Origin of the sequence: Streptomyces odonnellii (assembly GCF_000981895.1) — a bacterium.
Taxonomy (GTDB): domain Bacteria; phylum Actinomycetota; class Actinomycetes; order Streptomycetales; family Streptomycetaceae; genus Streptomyces; species Streptomyces odonnellii.
Window position 1 is genome coordinate 1 of sequence record NZ_LATD01000215.1, and the last position, 16,787, is coordinate 16,787.

At 72.8% G+C, this 16,787-nt stretch carries 14 protein-coding genes and 1 riboswitch; of the genes, 10 read left to right on the plus strand and 4 right to left on the minus strand.

Annotated elements, in window-relative coordinates; translation table 11 throughout:
- Positions 1-67: 67 nt before the first annotated feature.
- Positions 68-730: a class II aldolase/adducin family protein gene (locus WH07_RS20370; RefSeq protein WP_046501871.1), complete on the minus strand. Its 663-nt coding sequence runs from the start codon at positions 728-730 to the stop codon at positions 68-70.
- Between the two features lie 180 nt (positions 731-910).
- Between WH07_RS20370 and WH07_RS20375 the strand changes: the two genes are divergently transcribed.
- The 7 genes from WH07_RS20375 to WH07_RS20405 all read left to right on the plus strand — a co-directional run bounded on the left by WH07_RS20375 (position 911) and on the right by WH07_RS20405 (position 9,818).
- Positions 911-2,140 (plus strand): inorganic phosphate transporter, encoded by a 1,230-nt coding sequence (locus WH07_RS20375; protein ID WP_046501874.1) that lies wholly within the window; start codon positions 911-913, stop codon positions 2,138-2,140.
- Positions 2,141-2,180: 40 nt separating this feature from the next.
- Positions 2,181-2,420 carry a hypothetical protein gene (locus tag WH07_RS20380; RefSeq protein WP_046501898.1) on the plus strand — a complete coding sequence of 80 codons (240 nt, stop codon included), beginning with the start codon at positions 2,181-2,183 and terminating at the stop codon, positions 2,418-2,420.
- 157 nt (positions 2,421-2,577) lie between these two features.
- Positions 2,578-2,719: riboswitch (cobalamin riboswitch) on the plus strand.
- Between the two features lie 33 nt (positions 2,720-2,752).
- A complete protein-coding gene (locus WH07_RS20385) occupies positions 2,753-3,841 on the plus strand; it encodes a cobalamin biosynthesis protein (RefSeq protein WP_232788985.1) in 1,089 nt (362 codons plus the stop codon).
- Positions 3,838-5,487, plus strand: a complete 1,650-nt coding sequence (locus tag WH07_RS20390; RefSeq protein ID WP_046501904.1) for a cobyric acid synthase — start codon at positions 3,838-3,840, stop codon at positions 5,485-5,487. The genes WH07_RS20385 and WH07_RS20390 overlap by 4 nt, the downstream gene beginning before the upstream one ends.
- 79 nt (positions 5,488-5,566) lie before the next feature.
- Positions 5,567-7,834: a putative cobaltochelatase gene (locus WH07_RS20395; RefSeq protein ID WP_079023394.1), complete on the plus strand. Its 2,268-nt coding sequence runs from the start codon at positions 5,567-5,569 to the stop codon at positions 7,832-7,834.
- A complete protein-coding gene (gene cobO / locus WH07_RS20400; RefSeq protein WP_046501877.1) occupies positions 7,834-8,433 on the plus strand; it encodes a cob(I)yrinic acid a,c-diamide adenosyltransferase in 600 nt (199 codons plus the stop codon). The genes WH07_RS20395 and cobO overlap by 1 nt, the downstream gene beginning before the upstream one ends.
- Entirely contained in the window at positions 8,427-9,818 is a 1,392-nt protein-coding gene (locus WH07_RS20405; protein WP_046501879.1) for a cobyrinate a,c-diamide synthase, read from the plus strand. The genes cobO and WH07_RS20405 overlap by 7 nt, the downstream gene beginning before the upstream one ends.
- 137 nt (positions 9,819-9,955) lie before the next feature.
- Here the strand turns inward: WH07_RS20405 and WH07_RS20410 are convergent, their stop codons facing one another.
- A complete protein-coding gene (locus tag WH07_RS20410) occupies positions 9,956-10,873 on the minus strand; it encodes a ZIP family metal transporter (protein WP_046501882.1) in 918 nt (305 codons plus the stop codon).
- A gap of 138 nt (positions 10,874-11,011) precedes the next feature.
- On the opposite strand from WH07_RS20410, the gene WH07_RS20415 reads away from it, so the two are divergent.
- The gene (locus tag WH07_RS20415) at positions 11,012-11,491 is read left to right on the plus strand and encodes a cobalamin biosynthesis protein (RefSeq protein WP_046501885.1); all 480 of its coding nucleotides are present in this window, start codon (positions 11,012-11,014) and stop codon (positions 11,489-11,491) included.
- A 328-nt stretch (positions 11,492-11,819) separates the two neighbouring features.
- Positions 11,820-12,890: an Rv2231c family pyridoxal phosphate-dependent protein CobC gene (cobC, locus tag WH07_RS20420; RefSeq protein WP_046501887.1), complete on the plus strand. Its 1,071-nt coding sequence runs from the start codon at positions 11,820-11,822 to the stop codon at positions 12,888-12,890.
- A 135-nt stretch (positions 12,891-13,025) separates the two neighbouring features.
- Here the strand turns inward: cobC and WH07_RS20425 are convergent, their stop codons facing one another.
- Entirely contained in the window at positions 13,026-13,994 is a 969-nt protein-coding gene (locus tag WH07_RS20425) for an SCO1860 family LAETG-anchored protein (RefSeq protein ID WP_106409636.1), read from the minus strand.
- A gap of 307 nt (positions 13,995-14,301) precedes the next feature.
- Entirely contained in the window at positions 14,302-15,405 is a 1,104-nt protein-coding gene (locus WH07_RS20430; protein ID WP_046501890.1) for an amidohydrolase family protein, read from the minus strand.
- A 436-nt stretch (positions 15,406-15,841) separates the two neighbouring features.
- Between WH07_RS20430 and ectA the strand changes: the two genes are divergently transcribed.
- Positions 15,842-16,447, plus strand: coding sequence for a diaminobutyrate acetyltransferase (gene ectA, locus WH07_RS20435; RefSeq protein WP_079023395.1), 606 nt, complete (start codon positions 15,842-15,844; stop codon positions 16,445-16,447).
- The last annotated feature ends 340 nt before the right edge of the window (positions 16,448-16,787 follow it).

Below are 16,787 nucleotides of genomic sequence, written 5' to 3' on the forward strand. Positions count from 1 at the left end.
GGGGTGGCGCGAGCGCGGAGCGCGCCCGTACTCCCGCGGGTCCGGATCGGGCTGCGCCGGGTTCGGGTCAGGGCTTCTGGCCGTAGCCCTTCAGTTTCTCGCCCACCTCGCCGAGCTGCTCCTCGGACAGCAGGGAGGGCGTGCGGCCGGGCAGCGAGCTGGCGGTGAGCCAGAGGCGGGCCATCCATTCGAGCTGGGCGGTGCGGTCGTAGGCCTGGGCGAGGGTGGCGCCGTGGGTGACCGTGCCATGGTTCTGGAGCAGACAGGCGCTGCGCCCGCGCAGCGCGTCGAGCATCCCCTCGGCCAGTTCGTCCGTGCCGTACAGGGCGTACGGAGCGACGCGGACCGGTCCGCCGAGCGCCGCCGACATGTAGTGGATCAGCGGCAGTTCGGACACGAGCGTGGAGACGGCGGTCGCGTGCACCGCGTGGGTGTGGACCACGGCCTGCGCGGTGGTGCTGCGGTACACGGCGAGATGCAGTGGCAGCTCACTCGTCGGGGTGAACTCGCCGAGGACCTGGCGGCCGTCCGTATCGACCCCGACGGCGTCCCCCGGCCCGAGCCTCTCGTACGGGACTCCGCTGGGTGTGACCAGAATCAGTTCCCCGACCCGTACGGACACATTGCCCGAGGTGCCAACGACCAGTCCCTCCGCGGCCGTTCTGCGAGCGGTGTCCACCAGATCCCGCCATGCGCGGGCGATCGCGTCCTGTGTCTGCTGATCGGTCATACGGCGATCCTGCCAGCAGCACGGGACCGGACGCGCGCCGCTCTCCGGGTCACTCGAACGGAGGCACGTGACGCCGATCCAGGACACCGCAAAGGCGCCCGGAGTTCACCTCCCGTTCACTATGACTCCCTACGTTCACCGAGGCCACCGACCTCACACGATTGCCTGGGTATCCGGTACATGGAACACATCACACTGCTGCTCGGGATCGTGATCGTGACAGCGCTCGTGTTCGATTTCACCAACGGTTTCCATGACACCGCCAACGCGATGGCGACGACGATCTCGACGGGCGCGCTGAAACCCCGGACCGCGGTGGCCATGTCGGCCGTGCTGAATCTGGCCGGGGCGTTCCTCTCCGTGGAGGTCGCCAGGACGATCTCCGGCGGGCTCATCAACGAGAACGGCATCAGGACCGAAGTGATCTTCGCGGCGCTGGTCGGCGCCATCCTCTGGAACCTGCTCACCTGGCTGCTCGGACTGCCGTCGAGTTCGTCGCACGCGCTGTTCGGCGGACTGATCGGCGCGACCCTGATGTCGGTCGGCACCTCCGGGGTCAACGGCGGTGTCGTCGTCACCAAGGTACTGATTCCCGCGCTGGCCGCGCCCGTTGTCGCCGGTCTGGCGGCCCTGCTCGCGACGAGGCTGACGTACCGGATCGGCCGCCGCACCGACGACCGGGCCACCGCCAAGGGCTATCGCGCCGGACAGATCGCCTCGGCCGGGCTGGTCTCGCTCGCCCATGGCACCAACGACGCGCAGAAGACCATGGGGGTCATCACGCTGGCGCTGGTCACCGGCGGTGTGCTCGCCCCCGGTTCCAACCCGCCGCTGTGGGTGATCGTCTCGGCCGGTACGGCGATCGCGCTCGGTACGTACCTCGGTGGCTGGCGCATCATCCGCACCATGGGCACCGGGCTCACCGATCTCCGGCCGCAGCAGGGCTTCGCCGCCCAGACCAGTGCCGCGACCGTCATCCTGGCCTCCTCCCATCTGGGCTTCTCGCTCTCCACCACACAGTCCTGCTCGGGCGCGGTGATGGGCGCGGGGCTCGGGCGCCGGGGCGGTACGGTCCGCTGGTCCACCGCGGGCCGGATGTTCGCCGCCTGGGGACTGACACTGCCCGCCGCCGGAGTGGTCGCCGCGGGCGCGGAGTTCCTGACGGGGCAGGGCAGTTGGGGTGTATCGGTCGTCGCCGCACTGCTGGTCGTACTCTCCGGCGCGATCTGGCTCGCCGCGCGCCGTCGCCCGGTCGACCACACCAATGTCAACGAGACCGTGACCGGGGAGCCGGGGGCCAGGACCGCCCCGGCCGTCACCCCCTCCCCCGCGTCCGCGGGCGATCTGTCGACCACCATCCCGGCGCCTCCGGGCAGCACGGGCGAACCGGCGCGCACCGCCCGGGTCTGAGGCCCCCACGGCGCGGGGAAGAAAAGGAAGAGAGATGGGCATGAAGATCGACTGGGCGGCGCTCGGCTCCGTCTTCGGGGTCAGTCTGGCGGCGACCGTCGGGCTCGTGGGCCTGTTCACCCTGGGCGTCGTCGGGCTCGCCAGGCACGAGTCCGCCACCGCCACCACCGCCGGGCAGGGCGGAGCGGGTACGGCGGGTCTGGCGCGGGCGGGCGCGTATGCCTGCTTCGCGCTCTGTGTGGCGGCCGTGGCGTACGGGATCCGGCTGATCGTGGCCTGACCGCCGTCCGGTCCGCTCCGGGTCTGCCGCAGGTCCGCTCCGGCTCTGTTCCGCTCCGGGTCTGCCGCAGGTCCGCTCCGGGTCCGCTCGCGGCCGGACCGTGGCCGGTGTGGGGCTTCGCACACTGTCCCGTCGCAGGTCAAGGATGAGTTGACGGGTGTTTGCGCAGCGTGGTGGACTTCCGGGGCCATTTACGGCGGCAGAAGAGGAAGCCGGTGCGAATCCGGCGCGGTCCCGCCACTGTCACTGGGAGCCCTGTCCCAGGAGCCAGGAACTCTCGCCGCCGCACCACGTCGAGCCGGGGCGCGGACCCTGAGTGAGGACAAGTCGCCATGCCTGGCAGCGGTGTGTCCGCCATGCGCGGTGGCGGTTCGGCCGCCGAGCGGATCTTCGCGTACGGCGCCACCGCCGGCCTGCTGGGCGACCGGCTGTTCGCCGATCCGCGCCGGGGCCATCCGGTGGCCGCGTTCGGCCGGGCGGCGGGGGCAGTCGAGCGGGTGCTGTGGCACGACCACCGCGGCTGGGGCGCGTTGCACACACTGGTGTGCGCCGGAGGCGCCGTCGGCCTCGCGCTCCTCGCCACCCGGGCCGCTGAGGGCATGGGCGGCGCGAGGGCGGGCCGTACCGCTTCCGTCGCGCTGACCGCCGTGGCCACCTGGTCCGTGGTCGGAGGTACGTCCCTGGGCCGGGAGGCGCGTGCCATCGGCTCGGCGCTCGACGCCGGGGACATCGAGCTGGCCAGGGAGCGGCTGCCGCACCTGTGCGGGCGCGATCCGCAGAGTCTGGACGGGCCGGAGATGGCCCGCGCCGTCGTGGAGTCCGTCGCCGAGAACACCTCGGACGCCGTCGTGGGCGCGCTGCTGTGGGGTGCGGTCGCGGGGGTGCCGGGGCTCGTGGGGTTCCGGGCCGTGAACACCCTGGACGCGATGGTGGGTCACAAGTCGGCCGTGTACCGAAGGTTCGGATGGGCGTCGGCCCGGCTCGACGATCTGGCGGGCTGGCCCGGGGCCCGGCTGACCGCCGCGCTGGCCGTTCTGGCCGGTGACGACCCGCGCGGGGCGCTGCGGGCGGCGTGGCGGGACGCGCGGAAGCATCCGAGCCCCAACGCGGGCCCGGTCGAGGCATCGTTCGCGGGCGCGCTGGGCGTACGGCTCGGCGGGACGCTGGCGTACGGCGGGCGGGTGGAGCACCGGCCCGTACTGAACGGCGAGGGGCGGCCTGTGAGGACAACCGACATCGAGCGGGCGGTACGGCTATCGCGCCGGGTGAGCGGGCTGGCCCTCGCGGCCTGTGTCGCGGGCCGCTTCGCGTACGGCGCGATACGCCGTACCGCCTCCGGATCCGCGTCCGACTCCGCTTCCGGATCCGGCGCGGCGGCCCGTACGCCCATCGGCTCGACGGACCGATGGGGGCGCGGATGAGCCGGGGCGGGCGCGGCGGTGGCCTGCTGGTGGCCGGGACCACCTCCGACGCGGGCAAGAGCGTCGTCACGGCGGGGATCTGCCGGTGGCTGGTACGCCGGGGGGTGAAGGTCGCGCCCTTCAAGGGGCAGAACATGTCGCTCAATTCCTTTGTGACGCGCGAGGGCGCGGAAATCGGGCGGGCGCAGGCGATGCAGGCGCAGGCGGCGCGGGTGGAGCCGACCGCGCTGATGAATCCGGTGCTGCTCAAGCCCGGTGGGGACCGCAGCAGCCAAGTGGTGCTGATGGGGCGGCCGGTGGGTGAGCTGAGCGCCAAGGGCTTCTTCGGCACAGCCGGAACGGATGGAGCGGACGGGACAGGCAGGACGAATGGGGCGGGCGGGACCGGGGCGGACGGTGACGCGCCGTCCGGAAGGGCACTGCGCGGCGGGCGCCAGGAAGCCCTGCTCGGGCCTGTCCTGGAGTGCCTGGAGGAGCTGCGTGCCACGCATGACGCGGTGATCTGCGAGGGCGCTGGCAGCCCCGCCGAGATCAATCTGCGCCGTACGGACATCGTGAACATGGGCATCGCACGGGCCGCGCGGCTGCCCGTGATGGTGGTCGGCGACATCGACCGGGGCGGGGTCTTCGCCTCCTTCTTCGGTACGACCGCGCTGCTGAGCCCCGAGGACCAGGCACTGGTCGCGGGGTATCTGGTGAACAAGTTCCGGGGCGATGTGTCGCTGCTGGAGCCGGGCCTAGAGATGCTCCGGGGGCTGACCGGACGCGCCACGCTGGGGGTGCTCCCCTGGCGCCACGGCCTCGGTATCGACGAGGAGGACGGGCTGCGGGTCTCCCGGGGCGGTGCCGCCGTGCGCGGCGGGGCACCGGCAGCGCCCCCGTACGGCGAGGAGGTGCTGCGGGTCGCGGTCTGCGCCGTGCCGCTGATGTCCAACTTCACCGATGTGGACGCGCTGGCGGCGGAACCGGGGGTCGTGGTCCGGTTCGTGGACCGGCCCGAGGAGCTGGTGGACGCGGACCTCGTGGTGGTGCCGGGCACCCGCGGCACCGTGCGGGCGCTGGCCTGGCTGCGCGAGCGCGGGCTCGCCGACGCCCTGGCGCGGCGGGCCGCCGAGGGGCGCCCCGTACTGGGGATCTGCGGCGGCTACCAGATCCTCGGCGAGCACATCGACGACGAGGTGGAGTCCCGGGCGGGCGCCGTCGCGGGGCTGGGGCTGCTGCCCGTACGGGTGCGGTTCGAGCCCGCGAAGACCCTGGCCAGACCGTCCGGGATCGCTCTCGGCGAGGCGGTCGAGGGGTACGAGATCCATCACGGCGTCGCGGACGTACGGGGCGGGGACGCCTTTGTCCGCGACGCGCAGGGGCGGGCCCTGGACGGCTGCCGGATGGGACCGGTCCAGGGCACGCACTGGCACGGGGCGCTGGAGAGCGACGCGTTCCGGCGGCGCTTCCTGACGGAGGTGGCGCGGGCGGCGGGCCGGCGCTTCGTCCCCGCTCCCGGCACCAGCTTCGGCGCGTTGCGTGAGGAACAGCTCGACCTTCTCGGTGACCTCATCGAGGAGCACGCGGACACGGACGCGTTGCTGCGGCTGATCGAGGAGGGGGCACCGGCCGGGCTGCCCTTCATTCCCCCGGGCGCCCCATGACCGCCCCCGTACCGGTGCCGCCCACCGGCACCGCCGCGCTCGTGACCGGCATCGTCGCACTCGAAGGAGCGATCAGCATATGAACACCCCTTATCCGTTCACCGCCGTGGTGGGAATGGACGATCTGCGGCTGGCGCTGGTGCTGAACGCGGTCAGTCCCGCCGTCGGCGGTGTGCTCGTACGCGGCGAGAAGGGCACGGCGAAGTCCACGGCCGTACGGGCCCTTTCCGCGCTGCTGCCCGAGCTGGCGGTGGTGCCCGGATGCCGGTTCAGTTGCGATCCCGCCGCGCCGGACCCGGGCTGCCCGGACGGGCCGCACGGGAGCGAGCCGGGCGTGTCGCGGCCCGCCAGGATGGTCGAGCTGCCCGTCGGCGCGTCCGAGGACCGGCTCGTCGGGGCGCTGGACATCGAGCGGGCGCTCGCGGAGGGCGTGAAGGCCTTTGAGCCGGGGCTGCTCGCGGACGCGCACCGGGGTGTGCTGTATGTCGATGAGGTCAACCTTCTGCACGATCATCTGATCGACGTGCTGCTGGACGCCGCCGCCATGGGCGCCTCGTATGTCGAGCGCGAGGGCGTCTCCGTACGGCATGCCGCGCGATTTCTGCTCGTCGGGACGATGAATCCCGAAGAGGGCGAGCTGCGGCCGCAGTTGCTCGACCGGTTCGGGCTCACCGTGGAGGTCGCGGCCTCGCGGGAGCCGGAGCAGCGGGTGGAGGTCGTACGGCGGCGGCTCGCGTACGACGACGATCCGGCCGCGTTCGCCGCGCGCTGGGCCGGTGAGGAGACCGCGCTGCGGGAGCGGATCGTGGCGGCGCGTGCCCTGCTGCCCGAGGTGCGGCTCGGGGACACCGCGCTGCTGCGGATAGCCGCGACCTGTGCCGCCTTCGAAGTGGACGGGATGCGGGCGGACATCGTGATGGCGCGGACCGCGGCGGCGCTGGCCGCGTGGGCGGGGCGTACGGACGTACACGCCGAGGACGTACGGCGGGCCGCGCTGCTGGCGCTGCCGCACCGGCGGCGGCGCAACCCCTTCGACGCGCCGGGCCTTGACGAGGACAAACTCGACGACACGCTCGAGCAGTTCGAGGAAGAAGACCCCAAGGCGGAACACCAGGCGGAAGAGGACGGCAAGGCGGAGGACGGCGGCGACGGGGACGGCAACGGCGGGGACGACGATCCGGGCGACGGCCCCGGAAACGGCGGTCCTGACGGGTCCGGCGGCGGTGGGATCCCGCCGCGACCGGAGGCTGAGGAACCCCAGGGATCCGAAGGGGCCGACACACCGCAGGAGTCCACGCCGGAACGGGACGACACGCCCATCGAGGCCGAGCCGCAGGGCCGGCCGCAGGGCGCGGGAGCCGGTGCCCGTGAGCAGTCCGCCGTCCGGGCCGCCGAGCCGTTCCGTACGAAGGCGCTGAGCGTCCCGGGTCTGGGCGAGGGCGCCGCCGGGCGCCGCTCCCGGGCCCGTACCGAACACGGCAGGACGACCGGAGCGCGCACCCCCAGGGGCGCCCTGACCAGCCTGCATCTCTCCGCGACCGTACGGGCGGCGGCGCCGCACCAGCGGGCGCGCGGGCGCAGCGGCCCCGGTCTGGTGGTCCGCCGCGACGATCTGCGGCAGGCGACCCGCGAGGGGCGTGAGGGCAATCTCGTGCTGTTCGTGGTCGACGCGTCCGGGTCGATGGCGGCCAGGCGGCGGATGAGCGCTGTGAAGGGCGCGGTGCTCTCGCTGCTGCTGGACGCCTACCAGCGGCGCGACAAGGTCGGTCTGGTCACCTTCCGGGGGAAGGAGGCCGAGTTGGCGCTGCCGCCGACCTCGTCGGTGGACGCGGCGGCGGCCCGGCTGGAGTCGCTGCCGACGGGCGGGCGCACCCCGCTGGCCGCCGGGCTGCTCAAGGCGCATGACGTACTGCGCGTGGAGCGGATGCGGGATCCCGCGCGCCGGCCCCTGCTGCTGGTGGTGACGGACGGGCGGGCGACGGGCGGCCCCGGTCCGGTGGCGCTGGCGGAGCGCGCGGCCCGGCTGCACGCGGCGGAGGGGACGGCCTCGGTGGTCGTGGACTGCGAGTCGGGGCCGGTACGGCTCGGCCTGGCCGGTTCGCTGGCCACCGCGCTCGGGGGCGCGGCCATCACCCTCGACGAGCTGCGGGCCGACAGCATCGCCGGCCTGGTCAGGGACGTACAGCGGGACATGCGCGGCGATGCTCGGCACGGCGGCGGGGAGCAGGCCGTACACCGGACCGTACAGCCGGACGTACAGCGGGCCGGCACACCAGCGGGCAGCGCACGCACAGCAGGCAGCGCAGACACAGCAGCAGGCAACGGACGCACCAGGAGGGCCGCGTAATGCCGAAGGGACAGCCGGAAACCGTTCCGGACGACGGTCTCACCACCCGCCAGCGCCGCAACCGGCCGCTCGTGTTCGTCCATACCGGCCCGGGCAAGGGCAAGTCGACGGCGGCCTTCGGGCTCGCACTGCGCGCCTGGAACCAGGGATGGCCTGTCGGGGTCTTCCAGTTCGTCAAGTCCGCGAAGTGGAAGGTCGGCGAGGAGCGGGCGCTGACGGTGCTGGGCGCGAGCGGCGAGGGCGGCCCCGTCGTCTGGCACAAGATGGGCGAGGGCTGGTCCTGGGTGCAGCGCGACAGCCAGCTCTCCAACGAGGAGGCGGCGCGCGAGGGCTGGGAGCAGGTCAAGCGCGATCTGGCCGCCGAGACCCACAAGCTGTACGTCCTGGACGAGTTCGCCTATCCGCTGCACTGGGGCTGGGTGGACACCGACGAGGTCATCGAGGTGCTGCGGGACCGTCCCGGGACCCAGCATGTGGTGATCACCGGGCGCAACGCCCCTGAGAAGCTGATCGGCTTCGCGGATCTCGTCACCGAGATGACCAAGATCAAGCACCCGATGGACACGGGCCAGAAGGGCCAGCGGGGCATCGAGTGGTGACCGTCCCGCGCCTGGTCGTCGCCGCGCCCTCGTCCGGCAGCGGCAAGACCACGGTCGCGACGGGGCTGATGGCGGCCTTCTCGGAGCGCGGTCTGGCCGTATCACCGCACAAGGTGGGGCCCGACTACATCGATCCGGGCTACCACGCCCTGGCGGTCTCCTCCGGCGGCCGGGCGGTCTCCTCGGGCGGGCGGGCGCGCCCCGGCCGGAATCTCGACGCGTACATGTGCGGTCCCGGACTGATCGGGCCGCTGTTCGCGCATGGCGCGGCGGGCTGCGATCTGGCGGTCGTCGAGGGCGTGATGGGGCTGTACGACGGTGCGTCCGGGCAGGGCGAACTGGCCTCCACCGCTCAGGTGTCGAAGCTGCTGCGGGCCCCGGTGGTGCTGGTGGTGGACGCCTCGTCGCAGTCCCGCTCCGTGGCCGCGCTGGTGCACGGCTTCGCCTCCTGGGACCCGGAGGTACGGATCGGCGGGGTGATCCTCAACAAGGTCGCCACCGACCGGCACGAGCGGCTGCTGCGCGACGCGCTGGACGAGTCGGGCGTGCCGGTGATGGGCGTGCTGCGGCGTACAGAACAGGTGGGGACGCCCTCGCGCCATCTCGGTCTGGTGCCGGTCGCCGAGCGGCGCGCGGAGGCGGTCGCCTCGACGCGCGAACTGGCCGCGCGGGTCAGGGCCGGATGCGATCTGGAGGCGCTGCTGGCCCTGGCGCGCAGCGCGCCCGCGCTGGACACCACGGCGTGGGAGCCGGCGGGCGCGCCGGTCGTTCCCGCGGGGCACGGGCGGCCGGTGATCGCGGTGGCCGGCGGGCCCGCGTTCACCTTCTCGTACGCGGAACACACCGAGCTGCTGACGGCCGCGGGCGCGGACGTCGTACCGTTCGACCCGCTGCGGGACGAGCGGCTCCCGGCCGGAACCCGGGGGCTGGTGATCGGTGGCGGCTTTCCCGAGGTGTACGCGCCGGAGCTGTCCGCCAATGAACCGCTGCGGAAGGCGGTGGCGGAGCTGGCGCACGCCGGAGCGCCCGTGGCGGCCGAGTGCGCCGGGCTGCTCTATCTGGCGCGGTCGCTGGACGGGAAGCCGATGTGCGGGGTGCTGGCCGCCGACGCGCGGATGTCGGAGCGGCTGACGCTGGGCTACCGGGAGGCGGTGGCGGTCGGTGACAGCGCGCTGGCGCCGGCCGGGACCCGGGTGCGGGGGCACGAGTTCCACCGGACGGTGCTGGCACCGGGCGCGGGGGACGCTCCGGCCTGGGGCGTGGTGCACCCGGACCGCCGGGTGGAGGGATTCGTACAGCGGGGTGTGCACGCCAGCTATCTGCATACGCACTGGGCGGCGGCGCCGGAGATGGCACGCCGGTTCGTGGCGCGGTGCGCGGTATGAGCGCTGCGTTGTCGGCGAGCGCCGCCCTGCCCGCCGTCCATGTCCTGTCGGCGAGCGCCCCCTTGTCGGCGCACCCCGCACCCTCGGCGCGCCATGCCTTGTCACCGGGCCATGCCGTGTCGCCGGGCCATGCCCTGTCAGCCGGCGATTCCGACCACCAGCCAGATGAAGGCCACGCCCAGGACCGTGCAGAGCAGGGTGGAGCGGGCGGGATGCTCGTGGTGCGCCTCGGGCAGGATCTCGGCGGCGGCGAGATAGAGCAGGGCGCCGCCGAAGAACCCGAGATAGCCGGCGAGCGCCTCCTCGGGCAGATGGAAGAGCAGGGTGGAGGCGGCGCCGAGGACCGGCGCGACCGCGTCCGCGACCAGCATCAGAACCGCTCTGCGGCGGTCGTTCCCGTACAGGCTGGTGAGCGTGTACGTGTTGAAGCCGTCGGCGAAGTCGTGGGCGATGACGGCCAGTGCGACGGCCGCGCCCATGCCGCCGCCGACCTGGAAGGCGGCACCGAGGGCGATCCCGTCCATCAGGCTGTGGCCCACCATGGCCGCGGCGGCGGTGAGCCCGATCTGAGGCACGCGGACAGCGGCGCCGCCGCCGACGGTGGCACGGGCGGTGCTCCGGGCCGCAGCGCTGCTCCGGGCCGCAGCGCCAGGGACGGTGCTACGGGCCGCGCCGGGGCCTTCGCGACGGACCGCGGGGTACGCGGCGGCCCCGGGCGGGACCGCCTCCGGTACGGGTCCCTCCTGCACGGCGCTCTCCTGTGGGGCGCTCCGCTGCGGGGCGGCGCCGTGGGAGGCCTGACGAACCGCGAGCAAACGTTCCACCAGATGGGCTACGAGAAAGCCGCCCACGAAGAGCAGCAGCGCCCGCGGCACACCGAGGAACTCCTGCCCCGCGGCACGCATCGCCTCCGGCAGCAGATCCAGTCCGACGACACCGAGCATCAGGCCCCCGGCCAGGCCCAGTACGAGATGGCGGCGGTCGGTGACGCGCTGCGCCGTCCAGCCGCCGAACAGCGTCATGAGGAACGCGCCGAGCGCGACGAACACGGCCATGCGCCCCTGCATAGCCGATCGGACGGCCCTTCCGCACATCCGCGCCCCGCGCCGCTGCCACGCCCCGGGGCGCTTCCGGTACACGCGGCCCCACCCGGACTCACGCCCCCGTCCGAACCCGCGCCCTCGGCGGGACTCATGCCGCCACCGGGACTCGCGCCGCCCGCGGACCGGGCTCTGGTGGTGGGGGTCGGTGCGAGCCGGGCCGCTTCCGTCGGGGAAGTGCTCGGGCTGATCGAGGAGACTCTGCGGGACGCCGGGCTCGCGCCGGGCTCGGTCGTGGAGCTGGCGACCGTCGACACCAAGGCCGATACCCCCGCGATCGCCGGGGCCGCCGGACAACTGGGCGTACCGGTACGGGGGTACGCGGCTGCTCTACTGGCGGGCATCCCCGTACCCCATCCGTCGAGCGCGCCGCTGGCGGCGGTGGGTACGGCGTCGGTCGCGGAGGCCGCCGCGCTCGCGGGCGGGGGCGTACTCCTCGTACCGAAACGGACGTCGCGTCCCGAGGGCCGGCCGGCGGCGGTCACCTGTGCGGTGGCGTACAGGGGCCGGTGCGGAGTGGAACCGCCGGGGGCGGAGATGATGTCGGTGTCGACGACAGAGACCGGCCGATGACAGCGGTCGGTCGGTGAGAGAACAGTGGATGAATGTGGCCGGCTGGTGAGAGCGGCCGACCGACAGTGGCGACAAGCTGCCACCGGTGAACAGTTGACCGACGAAAACCGTTGACGGTAAAGAACAGCGGGCACGCGCGACCGCGCGCCGCACCATGACGCCCCGGTACCCCGGTGGCATTCGGAAGGGAGCCCGGTGACCCGCGTCGACCAGCCCATCGAGAGCGTCGCGCCCCACACGAGGGGGCCGCGCCCGCACCGGCCCTGCCAGGCCCTCATGTCCGTGTCCGTGTCCGGCATGGACATATCCATGTCCGGCGATCACCCGAATGGCCGCCATGTCTACGCGCGGTGATCTCCATGATCTGCGCCATCACGGCGATGTCGAGATGCGGGACGGTGCGGAGGGGCTGATAGACCTCGCGGTCAATGTGCGTACGGGCACTCCCCCGGAGTGGCTGCGCGCCCGTATCGCCGACTCGCTCCGCGGGCTCGCCGCGTACCCCGACGGGCGGGCGGCGCGGGAGGCGGTCGCGGCGCGGCACGGGCTGCCGGTGGAGCGGGTGCTGCTGACGGCGGGCGCGGCGGAGGCGTTCGTGCTGCTGGCCCGTGCCCTGCCGGTGAAGCGGCCGGTGATCGTCCATCCGCAGTTCACCGAGCCGGAGTCGGCGCTGCGGGACGCGGGGCACTCGGTGCGGCGGGTGCTGCTGGGCGTGGCGGACGGTTTCGTGCTCGATCCGGGGGCGGTTCCGGAGGACGCGGATCTGGTCATGATCGGGAATCCGACGAACCCGACGTCCGTGCTCCACCCGGCCGACGCGATAGCCAAGCTCGCCCGTCCCGGCCGGACGCTGGTGGTGGACGAGGCGTTCATGGACGCGGTGCCGGGCGAGCCGGAGGCGCTGGCGGGGCGTACGGATGTGCCGGGGCTGGTGGTTCTGCGCAGCCTCACCAAGACCTGGGGGCTCGCGGGGCTGCGGATCGGCTATGTCCTGGCCGAACCGGAGACGGTGGCGACGCTGGGGCGGGCCCAGCCGCTCTGGCCGGTCTCGACACCGGCGCTGGCCGCGGCGGAGGCGTGCATGTCGCCCGAGGCGCTCGCGGAGGCGGAGAGCGCCGCGTGCCGGACGGCGGTGGAGCGCGCCCATCTGCTGGCCGGGCTGGCGGAGTTCGAGGAGATACGGACCGTGGAGGCGGCGCGGGGGCCGTTCGTACTCGCCCATATGACCCGGGCGGACGCGGTACGGGCGCGGCTGCGCACCCTGGGTTTCGCGACCCGCCGGGGCGACACGTTCCCGGGGCTCGACACCGACTGGCTGCGTCTGGCGGTCCGCGACCGCACCACGACGAACCGGTTCCTCCAGGCCCTGGACCAGTCGCTGACCGCGGTCGGCTGCTGAGTCGCTGATCGCGGTCGGCTGCTGAACCGCTGGGTTGCCGGGCTGCTGGGTTGCCGGGTTGCTGGGAGCGAGGCGCGCGGCGCCGGACGGACTGCTGTGCTGTTCAGCCCGTCCGGCGCCCGAGGACCGACCGGGTCAGCGCCTCGCGCGACTCCTCGTCAGGGCCAGCGTCGCGCCGCCTGCCGTCAGCAGAAGGGCCGCGCCGCCCGCCAGCCAGGGCGTCATGGAGTTGCCGCCCGTTTCGGCGAGGTTCGGCTTGGCCGGCTCCGCCGCGGTCTGCGGCTTCAGATCCGGCTGCTCGGGCCGCTCCGGCTGAACGGCCCGGTCGACCGGCCGTTCCGGTGCCGCCGGTGCCGCCGGTGACTCACAGGTGGCTCCGGCGAGCGTGACCGTGCCCTCGACCTCCGCGACATTCAGCTTGAGCGGGTTGAGGGACACGTTGAGTTCGAGCGCGGCGGCCGCGGCCGTACGGGACGTGGTGCTCGTCCTGGACAGTTCGAGCGTCACCTCGCCCACGCCCGGCACCTCGACACGGGTCGTACCGGCCGTGGAGAGCGTGAGCCGCTTGCCGAGGACCGTCACCGGGCCCAGCAGATTCGACTCGGCGACCGGCCGCTTCCCCGCTTCGCAGACCGCCTTGGAGGTGACCTCCTGGATCTCGATCAGCGAGAGCAGCGGCAGCCCGGGGACATGGACCTTCGCATGGGCGAGGTTGGTGTAGCCCTCCGCCCTGCCCTCGTCGGCCGTCGCCTTCGCGGTCGCCACATCGGCACGGAGCACGCTCACCGGCCGGCCGCCGTCGACGCCGTCCAGCGTGACGGTCAGCGCGGTCTTCTCCGAACTGGCGGGCGCCTGCACCTCGTTGAGCGCGGCCCTGAGCGGCACTCGGACGGTCTTGTTGAGCAGGGACACATCGAGGCCGGTCTTCAGTACGACCGCGCTCGCCCGCCCTTCGCCGCTGCCGCCCGCGCCGCCCGAACCGCTGCCAGGGCCCTCGGTGGCCTGCGCGGGTACGGCGAGGAGCGCGGGCCCGGCCGTCAGCGCGGCGGCGGCCATGACACCGGCCCACCGGCGTACGGGCATGCGGAAGGTATTGCTGTTCACGATGTGGAACCCCCACAAGAGACTTGGCGTCGCCGGTCCGCCGAACGGGGACACGCGGCGGTGGCGACCGAGACACCGGAATCTTTACGCACGAAGAGTGAACTGGCAGACACCTGGGGTGAGTTCACTCCAAAGTGGGGTTTCCGGGCCCATATTCGATTCTTGTGGCACATGCGTTCCTCAACGCCTCACCGACAACACGATCGGACGAGGTCAGGGGGCGTACGCCGACCCGTCACCGAAGCGCACACGAAGGGCGACCGACGAGCGCACATAAGGCACTTCAACGACGTCGGCCGCCCCCGCGTCACGCTCCGTCAATCACGCGCCCGTTCAGTACGATCCGACGCGGCGCGGTCAGCACCCGTACGTCCGCCCGCGGATCCTCGTCGTACACCACCAGATCCGCCGGAGCGCCCTCGTCGAGCGCCGGCCGGCCCAGCCAGCGCCGGGCACCCCAGGCCGCCGCCGAGATGGCCTCCACGGGAGGGATACCGGCCTTCGCCAGCTCCGCCACCTCGGCGCCCACCAGTCCATGGGCCAGCCCGCCGCCCGCGTCCGTACCGGCGAAGACCGGGATGCCCGCGTCGTACGCCGCGCGCACGGTGTCGTAGCGGCGCTCGTACAGCCGGTTCATATGCGCCGACCAGCGCGGGAACTTGCTCGCGCCGCCCGCCGCGAGCCGCGGGAACGTCGCGATGTTCACCAGGGTCGGGACGATAGCGACACCGTGCTCCGCGAAGAGCGGAATGAGGTCCTCGGTGAGTCCGGTCGCGTGCTCGACGCAGTCGATCCCCGCCTCGACGAGATCACGCAGGGCGACCTCCGCGAAGCAGTGCGCGGTGACCCGGGCGCCGAGCCGGTGCGCCTCCGCGATGGCCTCCTCGACCTCGCGGCGCGGCCAGCAGGCGGTCAGATCGCCCGCGTCCCGGTCGATCCAGTCGCCGACGAGCTTGACCCAGCCATCGCCGCGCTTGGCCTCCCGGGCGACATACGAGACCAGGTCCTCGGGCTCGATCTCATGGGCGAACTCACGGATGTAACGGCGGGTACGGGCGATATGGCGGCCCGCCCTGATGATCTTCGGCAGATCCTCGCGGTCGTCGATCCACCGGGTGTCCGCGGGCGATCCCGCGTCCCGCAGCAGCAGGGCGCCCGCGTCCCGGTCACCGAGCGCCTGCTTCTCGCTGGTCGCGGCGTCGACGGCACCGTGGTGGTCCAGACCGACATGGCAGTGGGCATCCACGAGACCGGGCAGCGCCCAGCCCTGGACCGTACGGACATCACGGGCGGCGGCGCCGGACGGGCGTTCGTAGGTGATCCTGCCGCCCACCACCCACAGCTCGTCCCTGACCTCCTCGGGCCCGACGAGCACCCGCCCCTTCACCCGCAGCACCGTGTGATCGCTCATGGGCAGCACTGTACGAGGCCCGGGCGGCACCGGAAGAGGCCGTGGGCACCTTCCGCCGGCCGGGACCGGCGGCCCGGAAATCGCGGGCGACATCAATTCCTGCTCTTGCCTCGCCCTTGTCCTGCTCTTGAATACCGAATACACGCGCACCGAAAGCACAAAAAGCGCTGGTTATTTATCACGGACAGCTTCCCCCATTCGCCTGCCCGCTTCTCCCGACCCTAAACACCGCAATTTCGCGAGCGTTACGGAGATGTGACCGACCCCACAGGCGGCACCGTATCGGTGTCGTATCGCCCGGAAATCTGCGGACATTCTACCCATCTTTACCCGGGCGCGCAGAGGCAGCCGCGCACGCGCGATAACACAAGTCCGCTTCTTGCCCAACCCCTGCTCAAGATGCATCTTTTGTTTTCGCTGGGTAAATTCAATACCTATGACCGCCGCACAAGCAGACTTTGCAGGCGCCCGAAGCGAATTCCCCCCATCCCCGACGATCGACGCCCCACGAGTGGAGGACGGAGCCGCGATCTGGCGTATCGCCCGTGACTCCGAGGTCCTGGACCTCAACTCCTCGTACAGCTACCTGCTGTGGTGCCGCGACTTCGCCGCCACATCCGTCGTCGCCCGTGACGCCGGAGGAGTACCGATCGCCTTCGTCACGGGATACATCCGTCCCGAGCGTCCCGCCGCCCTGGTCGTCTGGCAGGTGGCAGTCGACCGGGAGCAGCGGGGGCGCGGGCTCGCCGGCACCCTGCTCGACGCGCTGACCGCCCGGGTGGTGCGGAAGTTCGGGGTATCGGCGATCGAGACGACCGTGACCCCGGACAACGCGGCCTCGGACCGGCTGTTCACCGCGTTCGCCGCACGCCATGGCGCGGTGCTGGAGCGCGAGGTCCTCTTCGACGGGGGGATGTTCCCGGACGGGGACGGCGACGGGGCGCACCAGCCGGAGGTGCTGTACCGGATCGGTCCGCTCTCCCCGCTCCCCGGGCCCGCGCGGGCCACCCGGCCCACCGGGCACGCCCGGCCCACGCCCTGAGCACGCCGGGTCACCACCGGACCGGGCCGAGCCGCCCCTCAGCCGTACGCGAGCGAGGCTCTACGCGAGTCGGCCGTCGCACGAGTGCCGCACGTCAGAGCCGTGAGCGAGCCCGAACCGTACGGGAGCGAGAGCCCGAGCCGTACGGGTACGAGCCGGCACCCGGACCCAGTGCGCACCGGCACACCCCGCCCGTCCCTCACCCTCCCTCCTCACCTTTATCGGTCACCCCCATCGGTCACCCCCATCGGCAGGAGATTCCTGTGACCATCACCCCGCCCGCACTGAGCGTCTTCGAGACCCTTGAGTCCGAGGTGCGCAGCTACGGCCGCGCCTGGCC